The organism is Bradyrhizobium sp. CB1717, assembly GCF_029714325.1.
GTDB lineage: Bacteria > Pseudomonadota > Alphaproteobacteria > Rhizobiales > Xanthobacteraceae > Bradyrhizobium.
In genome coordinates this window covers 3,655,312-3,672,011 of sequence record NZ_CP121666.1, presented here as the reverse complement: position 1 = coordinate 3,672,011, position 16,700 = coordinate 3,655,312, and the positions used below count along the sequence as shown (strand labels likewise).

The window sequence follows — 16,700 nt, the reverse complement described above, 5'->3', positions numbered from 1 at the left end:
CCCGGATGAGCGAAGCGACATCCGGGACAGACTATCAGCTAAGGCTCCCCGGATATCGCTTCGCTCATCCGAGCTATGACGCAACAAAAAAGCGGCTGCTTTCGCAACCGCCTTAGTAGCCCGGATGAAGCGGAGCGCACTCCGGGACAGGTCCATCAAGTCACGCAGGCTTCCCGGATTACGCTGCGCTCCATCCGGGCTACAAACGAACTTCGCCCGGTTATTTCAACTTCAGGCGATAGGTTTCGTGACAATCGGTGCAGCGGTCGTTGATCGCGGTGTAGGCCGCCTTCAGGCTCGCGACGTCGGTGATCTTGCCCTTGACGTCGGCGATCGCCTTCTGCACCGGCGGGATCTTGGAGTCGAAATCGGCCTTGTTCTGCCAGACCTTCGGCGAGGCGCCATAGGTCGCGTTGACGACGTCCTGCTTGGGATTGACCTCGAAGGTCTTGGCGATCTTGGCAACATCGGCCTCGATGTTGGCGATGGCGTGATCGGCCGCCTTCTGGTCGAAGGGGATATCGCCCTTCGTCATCTTCTGGATGACGCCATACTGGTTCTTGGCGATCGAGCGCATCAGATTGTCCTGCTGGACGGCAATCTCCTGTTGCGCCATCACGGCGCCCGCGCCCAGCAGGAGGGCGCCCGCGACAATCATCGTCCGTTTCATTGGTCCGTTTCTCCGGCTCTCGAGACGTTCAGGGAATGAGACTTCACCGGCTTCACGGGAAGCCGGGACCCCATCATGGGTAGAACCCCGCGCGGCGCGTTTATTCCCGTGCGCGCGGAGATCGGGTTTTAGAGGCTGTGGCGGCGATGGTGCTCGTTGATGGCGATCCACACCCGCTCCGGCGTTGCCGGCATGTCGATGTGGTCGATCTTGTATTCGCGCCAGAGGGCGTCGACGATGGCGTTGACGATGGCCGGGCAGGAGCCGATGGCGCCGGCCTCGCCCGCCCCCTTCACCCCCAGCGGATTGGTCTTGCAGGGAACGTTGGCCGTCTCGAACACGAAGGCGGGACCATCGGCCGCGCGCGGCAGCGCGTAGTCCATGAAGGTCGCGGTGATGAGCTGCCCGTCGCCCGCGCCATAGACCACCTGCTCCATCAGCGCCTGGCCGATGCCCTGCATGGCGCCGCCATGCACCTGGCCCGCCAAAAGCAGTGGATTGAGCGTCTTGCCGAAATCGTCGACGATCACGTAGTTGACGATCTTGATGATGCCGGTAGCCGGATCGATCTCGACCTCCGCCAGATGCGTGCCGTTCGGATAGGTGCCGTCGGCGCTGGCAAAGGTCGCGCTGCCATTCAGCTTGGCCGGATCGACGCCGGGCCGCTTGGCGAGATCGGCGAACGAGACCGAACGGTCAGTGCCCGAAATGCGGACCACACCGTCGGTGATCTCGAGGTCGCCGGCGCTCGCTTCCAGCGCCTGCGCTGCAAGCTCCTTCAACTTCTTGCCCAGATCTCCGGCAGCGCGCTCCACGCAGACGCCGCCGGTGGGAATCGAGGCCGAACCGCCGGTGCCAAGCCCCGTTGCGATCTCGTCAGTATCGCCCTGGCGGATATGCACACGCTCGGGCGGCAGGCCGAACTGCTCGGCGACGATCTGCGCATAGGCGGTCTGGTGGCCCTGCCCGCTCGACTGTGTGCCGATGAGGACGGTGACGTCGCCATTGGGATCGAGGCGGACATTGGCCGTCTCCTCACCCATCACACCACAGATCTCGACATAGCTCGCGAGCCCGATGCCGCGGATCAGGCCGCCCTTCTTGGCCGCCTTGGCCCGCTTGGGAAACTCCTTCCATTCCGCGATCTCCATCGCGCGCTTGAGATGCGCGGCAAAGTCGCCGGAATCGTAGACCTTGCCGGTGGCCGTCTTGTAAGGCAGCGCCTTCGGCTGGATGAAGTTCTTGCGGCGGATGGCGTCCGGCGTCATGTCGAGTTTTCGCGCGCAGGCATCGACGAGACGCTCGATGACATAGGCTGCCTCAGGACGACCCGCGCCGCGATAGGCATCGACTGGCACGCTATGGGTGAAGATGGTGCGCACCCGGCAGTGGAAGGCCTGGATGTCGTAGAGGCCCGGCAGCATGCCGGCGCCGCCATGCGGGATGTAGGGCCCGAAGGTCGAGAGATACGCGCCCATGTCGCCCATGAGGTCGCAGTCCATCGCGAGGAACTTGCCGTCTTCAGTCAGCGCCATCTTCGCGGTGGTGACGTTGTCGCGGCCCTGCGCATCGCCCATGAAATGCTCGGAGCGGTCGGCAGCCCACTTCACCGCCTTCTTCAGCTTGCGCGCCGCAACTGCCATCAGCGCGTATTCGCGGTACGGAAACAGTTTTGTGCCAAAGCCGCCGCCGACGTCGGGGCAGATCACCCGCATCTTGTCGGTGGGAATGTTGAGCACGTTCTGGCACAGGATATCGCGCAGGCGGTGGCTGCCCTGGCTGCCGACCGTCAGCGTCAGATGGTCGCGCTTGGCGTCGTATTCGCAGACCGCCGCGCGCGTCTCCATGAAGCTCGCGACCACGCGCGGATTGACGATGGAGATTTCGGCCACCGCATGCGCCTTGGCGAACGCAGCTTCCGTCGCCGCCTTGTCGCCGATCGAGACATCGAACAGCACGTTGCCGGCCTTGTCCGGCCAGACCTGCGGCGCGCCCTTCTTCACGGCATTGACGACGCCGGTCACCGCCGGCAGCGGCGACCATTTGACCTCGATCGCCTCGATCGCGTCGCGGGCCTGGTCGATGGTCTCGGCGACGACGAAGGCGATGGAATCGCCGACATGGCGCACCTCGTCCTTGGCGAGGATCGGGTAAGGCGGGCCGGTGAACGGATCGGTCTCGAGGTTGAAAAGGCAGGGCAGATTGCCGAGATCCTTGACGTCATCCGCAGTCAGGATCAGCGCGACACCGGGCAAGCCGCGGGCGCGGCCTGCATCGATGGTGTATTTGGCATGCGCATGCGGCGAGCGCAGCATCAAGCAGCGGAGCGCGGCCTGCGGCGCATAATCGTCGGTATAGCGGCCCTTGCCGCGGATGAGCGCGTCATCCTCCTTGCGCAGCACACTTTGGCCAACGCCGAACTTGATGGGAGCCGCCATTGTCTTAACCCGTCCTATGGTTGTTTTGCCGGCATATTGCCGTGGAAAAAGTGGCAAGGCAAATGGGTTTGGGCAGGCGCATGGGTCGCGGGCGGGGAAAGCGCCGCGCGCCCGTCACCATGCCGTCTAGTTTGCGCCGCGAAACACGACCTCATCCTGAGGAGCCCGCCAAAAAGAAGACGCCGCCCACCTTAGGAAGTTACATCCCACTGCGCCTCCACAGATCCGCTGCGCGATCTCGCAGCCTTTCGATAGCACGCTCGGGCGCGATGTGCTCGATCTCGCCACGCGTCAGGCCGATATCCATCAGCTCCCTGTCGCTCAGATCGTGCAAGGTGACTCGTGATCGCTGGCGCCAGAACGCGCGCCAATATCGCCCGAGCAGGCTCAAGGCGATGGAGAAGTCCAGGCGAAGCCGCGCGGCATCGACCTCCGGCTCGCTCGTGGTGTTCGTCAATTGTGGTGGCATCGGATGCTCCTGCTGTTGTGCCGGCAGGGAGCGTGGCCAATGAAAAGGCCCCGTCCGATGCCGGCGGGGCCTGGTGGAAAAGGTGTCGTCGTCGAATTCCTAGCGCGCGACTCCTTCCACGGCCCAGCCAAAGCGGGTCATGTTCGAGAGGTTGACTTTGCGCACCAATTTAATCATGGGGCGTTACTACCACGGCAATCGCATAAAATCAAGGGATGTGCGGAGGCTGACTGCATCCTGGAGGCGAGCACCTCACTCCGGCGCCTAGCCGCGCACCAGTGAGACCAGCCACTTGCGGCCGAACAGCACGAGGATCGCGAGCGCGTAGACGATCGTGCCGCCGACGGCGAGCAGGGCCAGCGTCGCTTCGTCCTGGAAGTGCATCGAGCCCAGAATGGAATGGCTGAAACGCGCGATCAACCAGAACGCCGCAGCCAGAATGATTCCGATCAGCAGGAACTTGCCGATCGACATCAGCCAGGCGCGGTCCAGCACGAGGAAGCCGCGCCGCACGGCGAAGAACAGCACCAGCAACAGATTGGTCCAGACCCCGACGGCGGTCGCCAGCGCAAGACCGATCTGGGCCAGCGATCCCATCAAGGCGACCTTCAGTGCGACGTTGACGGCGATGCCGGTCAGCGAGGCCCGCACCGGCGTGGCAGTGTCCTTGCGCGCGTAGAACGTCGCGACCGCGCTGCGGATCAGCACGAACGGGATCAGGCCGATGGCATAGGCCGCGAGCGTGGCGCCGGCGGCGGCGGCGTCGGCCTTGGAGAACGCACCGCGCGCGAACAGCGCGCGCATGATCGCATCAGGCACGGTGAGAAACGCTGCGACGAACGGCACCGAGAACAGCAGCGTGAAATCGAAGGCGCGGCGCTGCGCCCTCATTGCGCCGTCATGGTCGTTGGCCGTGATCCGCCGCGACATCTCCGGCAGCAGCACCGTGCCGATGGCGATGCCGATGACGCCGATCGGGAGCTGGTTGAGCCGGTCGGCATAATAGAGCGCCGACAGCGCGCCCGCGGGCAGGAAGGTCGCGATGATGGTGTCGGCGAACAGCGCGACCTGCGTGCCCATCGAGCCGAGTGTTGCCGGGCCCAGCGCCTTGAAGAAGCCGCGGACGTCTTCGTCGAGCTTGAGCGGCGCAAAGCGCGGCAGGCCACCATGACGGGCGAGATCGCCTGCGAGCAGGAAATATTGCAGGAAGCCGGAGATCAGCACGCCCCAGGCGGCGGCATGGCCCGCGGTCGGAAACCAGACGGCAACCGCCAGCGTCATCATCATCGCGACGTTGAGGAAGATCGATGCGGCCGCGGCGCTCGCGAAGCGCTGCATCACGTTGAGCATGCCGCCATAGAGCGTCACCAGCGTGATCAGCAGCAGATAGGGAAAGGTGATCCGGGTCAGCTCGATTGCGAGCTTGCGCTGCTCGGCATCCTCGGAAAAGCCTGGCGCCAGAATGCTCATGGCCTGCGGCATGAACAGCCAGGCGACGATCAGCAGCAGCACCTGCGAGGCCAGCAGCAGGGTGAAGATGCGGTCGGCGAACAGTTTTGCCGCCGCCTCCCCCTTCTCGCCATGGACATGCGCATAGGCCGGCACCCAGGCGGCGTTGAAGGCGCCCTCGGCGAAGATCGCGCGAAAATGATTGGGCAGCCGCAACGCCACGAAAAAGGCGTCGGCCACCGGGCCGGCGCCGAGAATCGCCGCGAGCATGATGTCGCGGGCAAACCCCGTCAGCCGCGAGAGCAGCGTGTAACCACCGACCGTGAAGATGCGTCCGAGCATGCGGACTCTTCTAGAGGCTTATCGGGCAGAGGTCGATTGCATCTTGCGATGCGCATGGCTGCGCCCTCTCCCCTTGCGGAGAGGGCAGCGACGCTGGTAGACGCAGGCTCATTGGGGTGAGGGGTATCTCTCAGCGCATACCGTGCGGAGAGATACCCCTCACCCGGCTTCGCTTCGCGAAGCCACCCTCTCCCGCAAGGGGAGAGGGGAAGAAATCAGCCCGCGAGCGCGCCGCGCACGGCGGCGATGATTCGCTCCTGGTCGGCTTCGGTCAGATAGGCGTGCATCGGCAGGCTGATGACGTCCTGCGACAGGCGCTCGCAACCCGGCAATCCGCCTTCGGCGACCGGATACTGCTTGTAGGCGGTCTGCTGGTGCATCGACTTGCCGTAATAGATCGCGGTCGGCACGCCCTGGGCCTTCAGCGCGGCCGCAAAGCCGTCGCGGTCGGTGCCTTCAGGCAGGCGAATGGTGTACTGCGCCCAGACCGAAGTGTTGCCGGGTGCAAGGCGCGGCACGGTGACGACGTTGCTGAGGCCGCGCGCATAGCGTTCCGCGACCCTGTTGCGGGCGGCGATCTCGTCGTCAAAGATCTTCAGCTTCTCGATCAGGACCGCGGCCTGCATGGTGTCGAGCCGGCCGGTGAGGCCGAGGCGGACGTTGTCGTATTTGTCGACGCCCTGCCCGTGCACGCGGATGCTGCGCAGCGTCGCCGCGAGCTCGTCGTCATCGGTGAAGATCGCGCCGCCATCGCCGAAGCAGCCGAGCGGCTTTGCCGGGAAGAAGCTCGTTGCGGTGGCGAGCGCCAGCGTACCGAGCTTGCGGCCCTTGTAGCTCGCGCCAAAGCCTTGTGCGGCGTCGTCGAGCACGAACAGGCCTTCGGCCCTGGCGATCTCGGCAATGGCGTCGTGATCGGCGGGCTGGCCGAACAGGTCGACCGGAATCACCGCGACCGGCTTCAGGCCCGCTTTCCGGGCGGTCGCGATGCCGCGTTTGAGCGATTCCGGGCTCATGTTGAAGGTCGTCTCGTCGACGTCGACATAAACGGGCGTCGCACCGGTCCGCGCCACCGGCGACGCCGTCGCGATGAAGGTGAAGGACGGACAAAACACGGCATCGCCGGGCCCGACATTCTTCGCCATCATCACCATCAGGATCGCGTCGGTGCCGCTGGCGCAGCCGATCACGTGCTTGGCGCCTGAGTAGGCCGCCAGCTGCTTCTCGAGCTCGAAGACTTCGGGCCCGTTGACGAACTGGCAATGGTCCATCACGCGCTTGACGGCGGCGTCGAGCGAGGCGCCGAGCCGGCGGCGCTGCGAGGCGACGTCGATGAAGGGAATGGGTTCGGAACGCAGATGCTGGTTCATGACGCCTTCTTGAGTAGTCGACATGGAAAGGGATCAGCCGGCGACGCGGCGCGGCTCCTTGCGGGCGGGCGCCGTCGCGGCGGGACGCGAGGGCGTCTCCAGGCACTGCGTCGCGATCTCGAGGCTGGCAACGCCCTCATCGCCCGTGACCGCCGGCGTCTCGCCATGGCGCACGGCTTTAAGGAACGCGATCAGCTCTGCGCGCAGCGGCTCGTCATGGCCGACCGGCAGATGCCGCATCGAATAGCTGCCATCCGGCTTGAAGCCGAAGCACTCGGTGACCTGGCGCGTGAGCAGATCGCCCATCACATATTTGCCGCGGGTCGCGACCGTGACGCTGCGCGCCTTGAACGGCGTCAGCCAGTTGGTGTTGATGTGGGCGAGCACGCCATTGGCGGTGCGGAATTGGAGCAGCGCGATGTCCTCGCGCTCGGCGACCGCGCTCGACAATTGCGGCTGCACCTCGACGATGTCGGATTCGGTGAACCAGCGGATCAGGTCGATGTCGTGCACGGCAAGGTCGATGACGACGCCGACATTGGACATGCGCGGCGGGAACGGGCCGACGCGCGTGATCGCGATGGAGAGAATGTCCTCGCCTGCGATCGCCTGCTTGACGGCGGCAACTGCCGGATTGAACCGCTCGACATGGCCGACCATCAGCGTCACGCCTGCATCTCGCGCAGCGGCGACAATCTCGCGGCCCTCTTCGACCGTGGACGCAATCGGCTTCTCGACCAGGACATGGATGTTCTTGGCGATGCAGGCGAGCGCGACCTCGTGATGCAGATGGGTCGGCGCCGCGATGGTGACGGCATCGACGCCGGCGGCGAAGAGCTGGTCGAGCGTCTCGAAGCCCTGGCAGCCCGCAAGCTCGGTGGTGCGCGTCAGATGCGCCGGTGACGGATCGACGACGCCGACGAGGCTGACGCCGGGAAGACCGCTAAGCACGCGCGCATGGTTGCTGCCCATAACGCCCGCGCCAATCACGCCGACGCGCAAGCCGGCCTTTGCCGGTGCAGACCCTTTGGAACTCATCTGAGCAAACCCCGATTCAACGCAAATCCCCGGGCCGCTTCTAGCACGGGCGCCATATTTGTGGCGAATGCCGGCCTGACGGTCCGGACACGATTTGATTCAAAAAGTTACACGTTCCCCGGGCCTTAAGCCGGAAAAGAGACCGCCTTACCGGCCCGGGTCGCGTGATTCGGAGCCTGCTGGTTACGACCTTTGATAGTCGTCTTCAATCCGGATGATGTCGTCTTCCCCGAGATAGGAGCCGGTCTGGACCTCGATCAGCTCCAGCATGATTTTACCGGGGTTTTCAAGACGATGGACCGCGCCCATGGGGATGTAGATCGACTCGTTCTCGTGCACGGTCTTCACGGTCTCGTTGACGGTCACCTGGGCCGCGCCGCGGACCACGATCCAGTGCTCGGCACGATGGTGGTGCTTCTGCAGCGACAGCCGTCCGCCCGGCTTCACCACGATGCGCTTGACCTGGTGGCGCGCGCCGTTGTCGACGGACTGATAGCTGCCCCACGGACGGTGCACCTTGAGATGCTCCTCGGTGACCTTCGGCGCGACCGTCTTGAGCTTGGTCACCAGACGCTTCAGGCCGTTGGCATCCTTCTGGCGCGAGACGAGCACCGCGTCCGCAGTCGCGACCACGACGAGATCATCGACGCCTTCGAGCGCGACCAGCGCGGAATCGGTGGTGACGTTGCAGTTGCGGGAATCCTCGAACACCGCGGTGCCGTGCGCCGCGTTGCCCTGCGCGTCCTTCTCGGACAGCTCCCACACCGCATGCCAGGAGCCGACATCGGACCAGCCGCAGGACACCGGCACCACGGCGGCGCGCGAGGTCTTCTCCATCACGGCATAGTCGATCGAGATCGCCTTGGCCGCGCCGAACGCCTCGGGCTCCAGCGTGACGAAGCCGAGATCGCGGCCGGCATTGGTGACCGCGTTGGAGACCGTCTCGACGCTTGCCGCATCGACCTTGCGGTATTCGTCGAGCAGGACGGCCGCCGGGAACATGAAGTTGCCGCTGTTCCAGAGGTAGCCCGAATTGACGTAGTCGGCCGCCTTCACGGCGTCGGGCTTCTCGACGAAACGCGCGACCGCGTGAACCTCTCCGGAGATCACGTCGCCCGGGCTGATATAGCCATATTCGGTCGCGGGCCGCTCCGGCTTGACGCCGAAGGTGACGATGCGCCCGGCGCTCGCGGCGGTGAGGCCTTCGCGGCACGCCGCGACGAAGGCGGCATTGTCCTGCACGACGTGATCGGCGGCGAGCGCGAGCACGATCGCTTCACTGGCGCGGTTCTGCGCGAACACGGCGCCGGCTGCGATCGCAGGGCCGGAGTCGCGCCGCATCGGCTCGAGGATCACGTCGGCCTCGATGCCGATCTCGGCGAGCTGCTCCAGCACCATGAAGCGATAGGCCGCATTGGTGATGACGATCGGGCGATCGAACAGCGATGCATCCGAGACGCGCAGCAGCGTGTCCTGGAAGGTCGAGCGCGTGCCGAACAGCGGCAGGAACTGCTTCGGGCGCACCTCGCGCGAGGCTGGCCACAGCCGCGTGCCGGCACCGCCGCACATGATCAGGGGGATAATGCGTTTGTCCATCGTCATCTCAAACCTTGAAGTAGTCCCGATACCAGGTGACAAAATTACGGACCCCCTGCGCGATCGGCGTTGACGGCGCAAAGCCGGTGTCGCGCATCAGGTCCTTGACATCCGCGAACGTTTCCAAGACGTCTCCCGGCTGCATCGGCAGCAATTCTTTGATCGCCGTCCGACCCAGCTCCTGCTCCAGGAGTCCGACGACATGCATCAGCTCCTCGGGGTGGTGGTTGCCGACATTGTAGACCTTAGACGGCGCATTTGCGGCAGCCGGATCATCCACAGGCACCCGATCGATCAGCTTGGACACGACACGGGTGACATCGTCAATATAGGTGAAGTCGCGGCGCATCCTGCCATGGTTAAAGAGCCGGATCGGCCGGCCCTCCATGATGGCGTTCACAAACAGAAACATGGCCATATCGGGCCGTCCCCACGGGCCGTAGATGGTGAAGAAGCGCAAGGCCGTGACCGGCAGCCGGTAGAGATGGCTGTAGGACTGCGCCATCACCTCGTTGGCCTTCTTGGTCGCAGCGTAGAAGCTCACCGGATGGTCGGTGCGGTCCTTGACCGCAAATGGCAGTTTCGTGTTGGCGCCGTAAACGGAGGATGACGAGGCGTAGACGAGATGGCGGCAGCCATTGTGGCGGCAGCCCTCCAGCACGTTGAGAAAGCCCTGCAGATTGGAATCGGCGTAAGCCTGCGGCTGCTCGATCGAGTAGCGCACGCCGGCCTGGGCGGCCATGTGCACGACTTGCGTGAATCGGTGGCGCGCAAACAGCGCCGACATGGCTCCGCGGTCGGCGAGATCGGCCTTGACGAAGGCGAAGCGGGAATCGCGGCTGAGCAGTTCCAGGCGCGCCTGTTTCAGTGCCGGGTCATAATAGCTGTTGAGATTGTCGAGCCCGACGACCGGCCGGCCTTCGGCCAGAAGCTGCCGGGCGAGGTGAAAGCCGATGAATCCGGCGGCACCGGTGACCAAAATCGCCTGATCTGTCATCCTGTTCCCAGGGACCCGATCCCCGGCCTTTCTGCGCCTCTTTAGCCGCCGTATCGAGGGGGTCGCAAGTGTCGCCGTCCGGCCCGTCATAACGGCCGTTCATGACCGCCGCTTATAACCGCTCCTAATCACCGCTCCTAATCACCGCTATTGCAAGATCGGCGCCAAGACCATACCAAAGCGGCCGAATTCGGCGCCTCGCGTCGGGTTGCCACAATCTTCGCAAACCCTGTTCATGCGGGCGAGATGCGCCGAATCCTGCTTTCTGCGGCCAAGATCCTGATTTCCGCGGCGCTGCTCTACCTGGCGCTGCGCAAGGTCGATCTGTCCGAACTGTTTTCGCGTTTCACCGTGACCAGCCTGTTCTGGATCGGCCTCGCGATCGCGATCACGTTCCTGCAGATCTTCGTCGGCGTGCTGCGCTGGCGCGAGATCAGCGCCGCATGCGGCGCGCCGCTCGAGCTCGCCCGCGCGATGCGCTACAACGTGATCGGCTCGTTCTTCAACCAGACCCTGCCCTCCGCGATCGGCGGCGATGCGGTCCGCCTGTGGCTGGTCGCGCGCGCCGGTGCCGGCTGGCGCGCTGCGACCTACTCGATCTTCGTCGACCGCGCGATCGGCCTGATCGCGCTCGCGATCCTCATCGTCGCGAGCCTGCCCTGGAGCTACGCCCTCATCACCGATCCGCACGGGCGCTCGGCGCTGCTGCTGGTCGACCTCGCCGCGCTCGCGGGTGGTCTCGGCTTCCTGGTCTTCGGCGCGCTGAAATGGCGCTGGCTGAAAACCTGGTGGGCCACGCATCACATCCACGCCTGCGCCGTGATTGCGAACCGCGTGATCTTCAGCCGCACGCGCGGACCGATCGTCTCGATTCTCTCGCTTGCCGTACATGTGCTCACAGTCGTCATCGCCTGGTGCGTCGTGCAGTCGATTGCCGCTCCCGTCGGCTTCAACGACGTGTTCCAGCTCGTGCCGCCGGTGATGCTGATCACGATGATGCCGATCTCGATCGCGGGCTGGGGCGTGCGCGAGGCCACCATGGGCCTCGCCTTCGGCTTCGCGGGCCTTGCCGCCAACGAGGGCGTCAACATCTCGCTGCTGTTCGGCGCGGTGTACTTCATCGTCGGCGCGGTCGGTGGCCTCGTCTGGATCCTGAGCGCGGAGAAAGCCGCGCAAGGCTCGGCACCGATCGGAGCGCCGGAGTGAACCTGGCCACCGAAGCCGTTGCCGCCGTGCCCGCGCTGCTTGCCCTGGCGATTGCCGCGCTGATATCGGCCGTCATCACCTCGACAAGCCGCCCCCTGCTCCAGCGCTACGCGCTGGCGCGGCCGAATGCGCGGTCCTCGCATCGTGTCCCGACGCCCCAGGGTGCCGGCATCGCGGTGATATCGGCGACGCTGCTGGTCGCAGCCGTATGGGCGGCCTGGGCGAGCGTCGCGATCCCGCCGGCGCTGGTCATTGCGACAATCGCGATCGCGCTGGTCGGATTTGCCGACGACATCGTATCGCTGCCGGTGACCGTGCGGCTCGTGCTGCAGGCAGCCACCGTCGGCGCCGTCGTGTTCACCGCGCCCGAGACGGCGCGCATCGTGCCGGCGATGCCTCTTGCACTGGAGCGCGGACTCATCCTGCTCGCCGGCGTCTGGTTCGTGAACCTCGTCAACTTCATGGACGGGCTCGACCTGATGACGGTGGCGGAAGTGGTGCCGGTCACCGCGGCGCTGCTGCTGCTCGGATGGCTCGGCGAGCTCTCAGGGCCTGCAACGCTGATTGCCACCACGCTGTGCGGCGCCATGCTCGGCTTTGCGCCCTTCAACAAGCCGGTCGCAAAAGTGTTCTTGGGCGATGTCGGCAGCCTGCCGATCGGCCTCCTGCTCGGCTGGTGCCTGCTCGAACTCGCCTGGCACGGGCAAGCGGCCGCGGCGCTGCTGCTGCCGGCCTACTACCTCGCCGATGCCACCATCACGCTGTTTCGGCGCATCGCGCGCCGCGAGCAGTTCTGGTCGGCGCACCGTTCGCATTTCTATCAGCGCGCGACCGACAACGGTTTTTCGGTGTCCCGGGTGACCGGCGAAGTCTTCCTGCTCAACCTCGTGCTCGCGGGGCTGGCGATCCTCGCCGTTCGCGCCGCGACGATGGCGGTCACGCTGCCCGCGCTGCTCGCCGGTGCGATCGCGGTCGGCTTCGTGCTTCGGCGCTTCTCCCGCCCTCAAGGCTCCTGAGCCAACAGCGCAAGCCGCAGGCCCTCGTCGAGCGAGACCTCCGGCTGCCAGCCGGTCGCGAGCGCCTTGGAGACGTCGAGCTCGAGCGAGCCGATCAGGCTGTCATGCGTATCCTGCCGTCCCATCACGTTGAGGAGCATGCCGAGCAGGTCCGGCGGCATGCGGAACAGACGCGGGATCTTGCCGGAGGCCCGGCCCAGGCGCTCGATGAATTCGGGCGTCGAGACCTGTTCCCTGTCGGCCACCAGGAAGATCTCGAAATTGCTGGCGGGGTCGTGATGGGCGAGCCGGCCCAGGATGAACGAGGACAGGTTCTGCACGGCAAGGAAGGCGCGGTGATTGCGGATCGCGGCAAAGGGCAGCGGCAGTCCCAGGCTGACCGCACGCGTCAACAGCGCGAAATTGCCCTTGGCGCCGGCACCATAGACCAGCGGCGGCCTGATCACCGAGATCTTCATGGCGCCGTCGCGCGCCAGCGTCCTCAACCCCGCCTCGGCCGCGGCCTTGGACATGCCGTAGAGGCCGCGCGGCGTCAGGATATCGTCCTCGCTGAAGGGGGCACGGCCGTCGTTGCTGCGACCGTGCACGAGCACGGTGCTGACGAAGATGAACTGGCGCACGCCGGCCGTCGCCGCCGAGCGCGCCAGATGCAGCGTGCCGGCGATGTTGACGTTGCGGTAGAGCTGAACGGCGTGCTCCTCGTGCTTGTGATGCACGCGCGCGGCGAGATGGACGACGGCGTCGACGCCTTCGAGCGCCGTCTGCCAGTTGGTGTCGGGACCGATCGTCTCGATCACGACCTCGTCCTCGGCGCCTTCGGAGCTGCGCACCGCGCGGCGGACCGACCAGCCGGCGCGTGCGAGCGCGGGCACGACATGACGGCCGACAAAGCCGCTCGCTCCCGTCACCAGCACGACCGGTTTGCTCTCGCTCATCGTTGCTCCGAAAGGTCCGGGTTGCGCAACAATTCGTCGACCAGAGCAGCATAGGCGTTCATCGCGGTGGCGCGATCGAACCTCGCCGCCGCCTTCACAGCGCGCTCCGCCATGGCAGCATCGTCGGAATGGGAGGCCGCGCGGATTGCGTCTGCGAGCTGATCGGCCCGGCCCGGCGTCACGACCCAGCCGAGCCCGTTCTCCACCACCGTCAACGCGGCCTCGGCCTCCGGCTCCGAGACCAGTGCCACAGGACGGCCGACCGCCAGCAGATTGTAGAACCGGCTTGGCACCGACACCCCCGCAACGTCCTTCCGGTATGGAATGATCCAGAGATTGGCCGACGCCAGAAACGCCTCGAGCTCGGCGTCTTCGACCCGTGCCACGAAGGACACATTGGGCAGGTTTGCTTCCGCCTGCAACTGCTTCAGCCGCGCGAAGCCGATGCCCCAGCCGGACAGCAGGAAATGGATGTCCGGCTCGTCCTCGAGCAGGCGCGCCGCCTCGAACACGATCTCCGGATCATGGGTGAAGCCGAGATTGCCCGACAGGCCGACGACGAAACGCGCGGGAATCGCTTTGCGGAACGGATTGTCCTGCGACAGCGGACGCGGCCCGGGCACCAGCGTCGCCCAGTTCGGGATGAAGCGGATCTTGTTCCGTCTCATGCCGGAATAGGTCAAGAGCGGCCGCTCGGCATCGCGGCCGATGGTGATGACGGCGTTGAGCGCACGGAACATCAGGCTGTTGGCGAAGCGCATCGTCCGCGTCACGATCGAGCCCGGCTTCAGCAGGCCCGCCATCACCAGCACGTCGGGAAAGAGGTCGTGCATGATCAGCGCGGAGCGCGCGCCCTTGAGCCTTGCCGCGGCGGCGACGGCATAGGGCAGCATGAACGGCGCCGTGACGGTGAGCACGACGTCACCTGCCTTGAGCTCCCGCATCAAGGCAAGGAATGTGCGCGCCACGAACAGCAGTTCGGACACCCCGCGCCGCACCAGCGCCGCCTTGCCCGCCATCCGGTTCTTGATCGCGACGACGCGCGGCTTTCCGGGACCGGTCTGCGAGGCTGGCAGTGCGCCCGGTGAGCCCGACAGCACGACAACCTCGTGACCGGCCGCGATCCGGCAGGCGATCTCCGCCATGATCGCCGCGGTCGTGCTCGGATCCGGCGGATAATGCTGGCTCGCGACGACGATCTTGCCTTGGGGCTGCATGATCAGGCCGCGGTCGACCCGAATTCCGGGACCGCATCCTTCAGGATCGTCCTGATCGTGGCGCGATCGTCGCGGGCGATCGCCTGCTCAAGTGCCGTGATCCATTTGCGCAGCGTCTGCATCGGCGGCTCGTTCGGCTGCGCCGCCATGATGCCGGCGACGCCGATCTCGCGGGTCGGCTCCTCGGAGGCGAACAGGATCTCGTGCAGCCGCTCGCCCGGCCGCATGCCGGTGAACACGATCTCGATGTCGTAGCCCGGCTGCAGGCCGGAGAGGCGGATCATGCGCTCGGCGAGATCGACGATCTTCACCGGCTGGCCCATGTTGAGCACGTAGACCGAGACATCGGGACGCTGCGTTCCGAGCGCATGCGTTGCCGCCGTGATGACGAGGTCGCAGGCCTCGCGGATGGTCATGAAGTAGCGGACCATGTCGGGATGAGTGACCGTCACCGGACCGCCGGCCTCGATCTGGGCCTTGAATTTCGGCACCACCGAGCCGTTCGAGGCCAGCACGTTGCCGAACCGGACCGAGATCAGCCGCATCGGTGGCCTGGCACTGCTGCTGCCTGCGGCTAGATCGTGGTCGAGCGCTTGGCAGTACATCTCGGCGAAGCGCTTGGTGAGGCCGAGCATCGACACCGGCTCGATCGCCTTGTCGGTCGAGATCATCACCATGCCCTCGGCGCCGGCGGCGTGCGCGGCATCGGCAACGTTGATCGAGCCGAAGATGTTGGTCTTGACGCCCTCGCTCCAGTCGCGCTCGAGGATCGGCACGTGCTTGAGGGCCGCGGCGTGGAACACGATGTCCGGCTTGAACTCGGCCATCAGGCGCATGATGCGCTCGCGGTCGCGGATGTCGGCGATCCGTCCTTCGATCTCGGCAGCCGTACCCTGCGCGGCGAGCGCCTCCGTGACTGCGTAGAGCGCCGGCTCGGAATTTTCCACGATCAGCAGGCGCGCGGCGCCGAAGGCGACGACGCGCTCGCAGATCTCGGAACCGATCGAGCCGCCGCCGCCGGTGACGATCACCGCCTTGCCCCTGATCAGGGCCTCGAGGCGCGCATAGTCGATTGTCTCGCTCGGCCGCAGCAGGAGATCCTCGACCGCGACGGCCGTGAGGCGCGGCGTATCGCCGCTCTCCAGCGAAGGCATGCGGTTGACGATCACACCCAGCTTGCGCGCCCGCATCAGGATCGATTCGGGATGCGCCTCCGGCTCGAACGCCGACGGTGTCATCACGAGACGCGCGATCGGCTTGTTGCGCTTGGCGAAGTCGGCGATGACGTCCTCGACGTCGTCGATGCCGCCGAGCACCGGCACGTTGCGGATCAGCTGGCCGCGATCCGAGCTCGACGGCGACAGCACGCCGACCGGCCAGATCCGCTTGATCGCCCCGCTCTCGATCCCGCGCAGCAGCACCTCGGCATCCGCGGCGCGGCCGATCAGCAGCGTTGGCGCCGCATCGTCGGTGCGGGCATGACGCCGCACCCGCGTGTAGCGGAAGTAGCGATAGGTCATGCGCAGTGCGCTGAGGAACGAGATCTCGAGGAACCAGTAGAGGACGATCGTCACCTTGCCGAGGAAGAACGCGCCGCGGACATTGGGGGCGACGAAGACGTAGTCCAGCACGAGCAGGGCCACCGTCAGCACACTCGCGACGCGGATGATGTTCAGCGCGTCCGGCAGCGAGATGAAGCGCCATTTCGTCGTCGTCAGGTTGAAGACGAAGAATACGACCACGCTGAAGGCGAGGAAGTAGGGCAGGATCTGGAACAGCAGCGGCAGGCGGTCGTAGAAGCCTTCGCCGCCCTCGAAACGCAGGTAGAACGCGGCGAACAGCGCCGCCGTGGTCGCCAGCAGGTCGTGGAGCGCGATCAGAAAATTGCGCAAGGTGAGATGCGAAAGACGCGTCATCCGCCGACCGATGAATATCCCGTTGGGTGCAACCTGACCGCGCT

13 protein-coding genes are annotated in these 16,700 nt (G+C 65.7%); 2 read left to right on the top strand and 11 right to left on the bottom strand.

Annotated elements, in window-relative coordinates; translation table 11 throughout:
- Positions 1 to 220: 220 nt before the first annotated feature.
- From QA649_RS17265 to QA649_RS17230, 8 genes are all read right to left on the bottom strand, one after another.
- Positions 221 to 670, bottom strand: coding sequence for a cytochrome c (locus QA649_RS17265; protein ID WP_283025249.1), 450 nt, complete (start codon positions 668 to 670; stop codon positions 221 to 223).
- A 128-nt stretch (positions 671 to 798) separates the two neighbouring features.
- Positions 799 to 3,108, bottom strand: coding sequence for a xanthine dehydrogenase family protein molybdopterin-binding subunit (locus QA649_RS17260; RefSeq protein ID WP_283025248.1), 2,310 nt, complete (start codon positions 3,106 to 3,108; stop codon positions 799 to 801).
- A 199-nt stretch (positions 3,109 to 3,307) separates the two neighbouring features.
- Positions 3,308 to 3,577 carry a DUF1127 domain-containing protein gene (locus QA649_RS17255; protein ID WP_283025247.1) on the bottom strand — a complete coding sequence of 90 codons (270 nt, stop codon included), beginning with the start codon at positions 3,575 to 3,577 and terminating at the stop codon, positions 3,308 to 3,310.
- 264 nt (positions 3,578 to 3,841) lie between these two features.
- On the bottom strand, positions 3,842 to 5,368 hold the full coding sequence (gene murJ / locus QA649_RS17250) for a murein biosynthesis integral membrane protein MurJ (RefSeq protein WP_283025246.1): 1,527 nt from the start codon (positions 5,366 to 5,368) through the stop codon (positions 3,842 to 3,844).
- Between the two features lie 215 nt (positions 5,369 to 5,583).
- On the bottom strand, positions 5,584 to 6,735 hold the full coding sequence (locus tag QA649_RS17245; protein WP_283025245.1) for a DegT/DnrJ/EryC1/StrS family aminotransferase: 1,152 nt from the start codon (positions 6,733 to 6,735) through the stop codon (positions 5,584 to 5,586).
- A gap of 33 nt (positions 6,736 to 6,768) precedes the next feature.
- Positions 6,769 to 7,773, bottom strand: coding sequence for a Gfo/Idh/MocA family oxidoreductase (locus tag QA649_RS17240; protein WP_283025244.1), 1,005 nt, complete (start codon positions 7,771 to 7,773; stop codon positions 6,769 to 6,771).
- A 183-nt stretch (positions 7,774 to 7,956) separates the two neighbouring features.
- Positions 7,957 to 9,369 carry a mannose-1-phosphate guanylyltransferase/mannose-6-phosphate isomerase gene (locus tag QA649_RS17235; protein ID WP_283025243.1) on the bottom strand — a complete coding sequence of 471 codons (1,413 nt, stop codon included), beginning with the start codon at positions 9,367 to 9,369 and terminating at the stop codon, positions 7,957 to 7,959.
- Between the two features lie 7 nt (positions 9,370 to 9,376).
- Positions 9,377 to 10,366 carry an NAD-dependent epimerase gene (locus QA649_RS17230; protein ID WP_283026045.1) on the bottom strand — a complete coding sequence of 330 codons (990 nt, stop codon included), beginning with the start codon at positions 10,364 to 10,366 and terminating at the stop codon, positions 9,377 to 9,379.
- A 246-nt stretch (positions 10,367 to 10,612) separates the two neighbouring features.
- On the opposite strand from QA649_RS17230, the gene QA649_RS17225 reads away from it, so the two are divergent.
- Together QA649_RS17225 and QA649_RS17220 are read left to right on the top strand one after the other, a co-directional pair.
- The gene (locus QA649_RS17225) at positions 10,613 to 11,572 is read left to right on the top strand and encodes a lysylphosphatidylglycerol synthase transmembrane domain-containing protein (protein WP_283025242.1); all 960 of its coding nucleotides are present in this window, start codon (positions 10,613 to 10,615) and stop codon (positions 11,570 to 11,572) included.
- Positions 11,569 to 12,588, top strand: a complete 1,020-nt coding sequence (locus QA649_RS17220) for a glycosyl transferase (RefSeq protein ID WP_283025241.1) — start codon at positions 11,569 to 11,571, stop codon at positions 12,586 to 12,588. The genes QA649_RS17225 and QA649_RS17220 overlap by 4 nt, the downstream gene beginning before the upstream one ends.
- Here the strand turns inward: QA649_RS17220 and QA649_RS17215 are convergent.
- Genes QA649_RS17215 through QA649_RS17205 form a run of 3 tightly spaced genes read right to left on the bottom strand, consistent with a single transcriptional unit; the run spans position 12,576 to position 16,656 of the window.
- On the bottom strand, positions 12,576 to 13,523 hold the full coding sequence (locus QA649_RS17215; protein WP_283025240.1) for an NAD-dependent epimerase/dehydratase family protein: 948 nt from the start codon (positions 13,521 to 13,523) through the stop codon (positions 12,576 to 12,578). The two genes, QA649_RS17220 and QA649_RS17215, sit on opposite strands and share 13 nt — an antisense overlap.
- A complete protein-coding gene (locus QA649_RS17210; protein ID WP_283025239.1) occupies positions 13,520 to 14,740 on the bottom strand; it encodes a glycosyltransferase family 4 protein in 1,221 nt (406 codons plus the stop codon). The genes QA649_RS17215 and QA649_RS17210 overlap by 4 nt, the downstream gene beginning before the upstream one ends.
- 2 nt (positions 14,741 to 14,742) lie before the next feature.
- Positions 14,743 to 16,656, bottom strand: coding sequence for an SDR family NAD(P)-dependent oxidoreductase (locus QA649_RS17205; protein WP_283025238.1), 1,914 nt, complete (start codon positions 16,654 to 16,656; stop codon positions 14,743 to 14,745).
- Between the last annotated feature and the right edge of the window lie 44 nt (positions 16,657 to 16,700).

Coding starts and splice junctions, on each gene's coding strand:
- QA649_RS17265 (WP_283025249.1), bottom strand. CDS start 670: ATGAAACGGACGATGATTGTCGCGGGCGCCCTCCTGCTGGGCGCGGGC.
- QA649_RS17260 (WP_283025248.1), bottom strand. CDS start 3,108: ATGGCGGCTCCCATCAAGTTCGGCGTTGGCCAAAGTGTGCTGCGCAAG.
- QA649_RS17255 (WP_283025247.1), bottom strand. CDS start 3,577: ATGCCACCACAATTGACGAACACCACGAGCGAGCCGGAGGTCGATGCC.
- murJ (WP_283025246.1), bottom strand. CDS start 5,368: ATGCTCGGACGCATCTTCACGGTCGGTGGTTACACGCTGCTCTCGCGG.
- QA649_RS17245 (WP_283025245.1), bottom strand. CDS start 6,735: ATGAACCAGCATCTGCGTTCCGAACCCATTCCCTTCATCGACGTCGCC.
- QA649_RS17240 (WP_283025244.1), bottom strand. CDS start 7,773: ATGAGTTCCAAAGGGTCTGCACCGGCAAAGGCCGGCTTGCGCGTCGGC.
- QA649_RS17235 (WP_283025243.1), bottom strand. CDS start 9,369: ATGGACAAACGCATTATCCCCCTGATCATGTGCGGCGGTGCCGGCACG.
- QA649_RS17230 (WP_283026045.1), bottom strand. CDS start 10,366: ATGACAGATCAGGCGATTTTGGTCACCGGTGCCGCCGGATTCATCGGC.
- QA649_RS17225 (WP_283025242.1), top strand. CDS start 10,613: ATGCGCCGAATCCTGCTTTCTGCGGCCAAGATCCTGATTTCCGCGGCG.
- QA649_RS17215 (WP_283025240.1), bottom strand. CDS start 13,523: ATGAGCGAGAGCAAACCGGTCGTGCTGGTGACGGGAGCGAGCGGCTTT.
- QA649_RS17210 (WP_283025239.1), bottom strand. CDS start 14,740: ATGCAGCCCCAAGGCAAGATCGTCGTCGCGAGCCAGCATTATCCGCCG.
- QA649_RS17205 (WP_283025238.1), bottom strand. CDS start 16,656: ATGACGCGTCTTTCGCATCTCACCTTGCGCAATTTTCTGATCGCGCTC.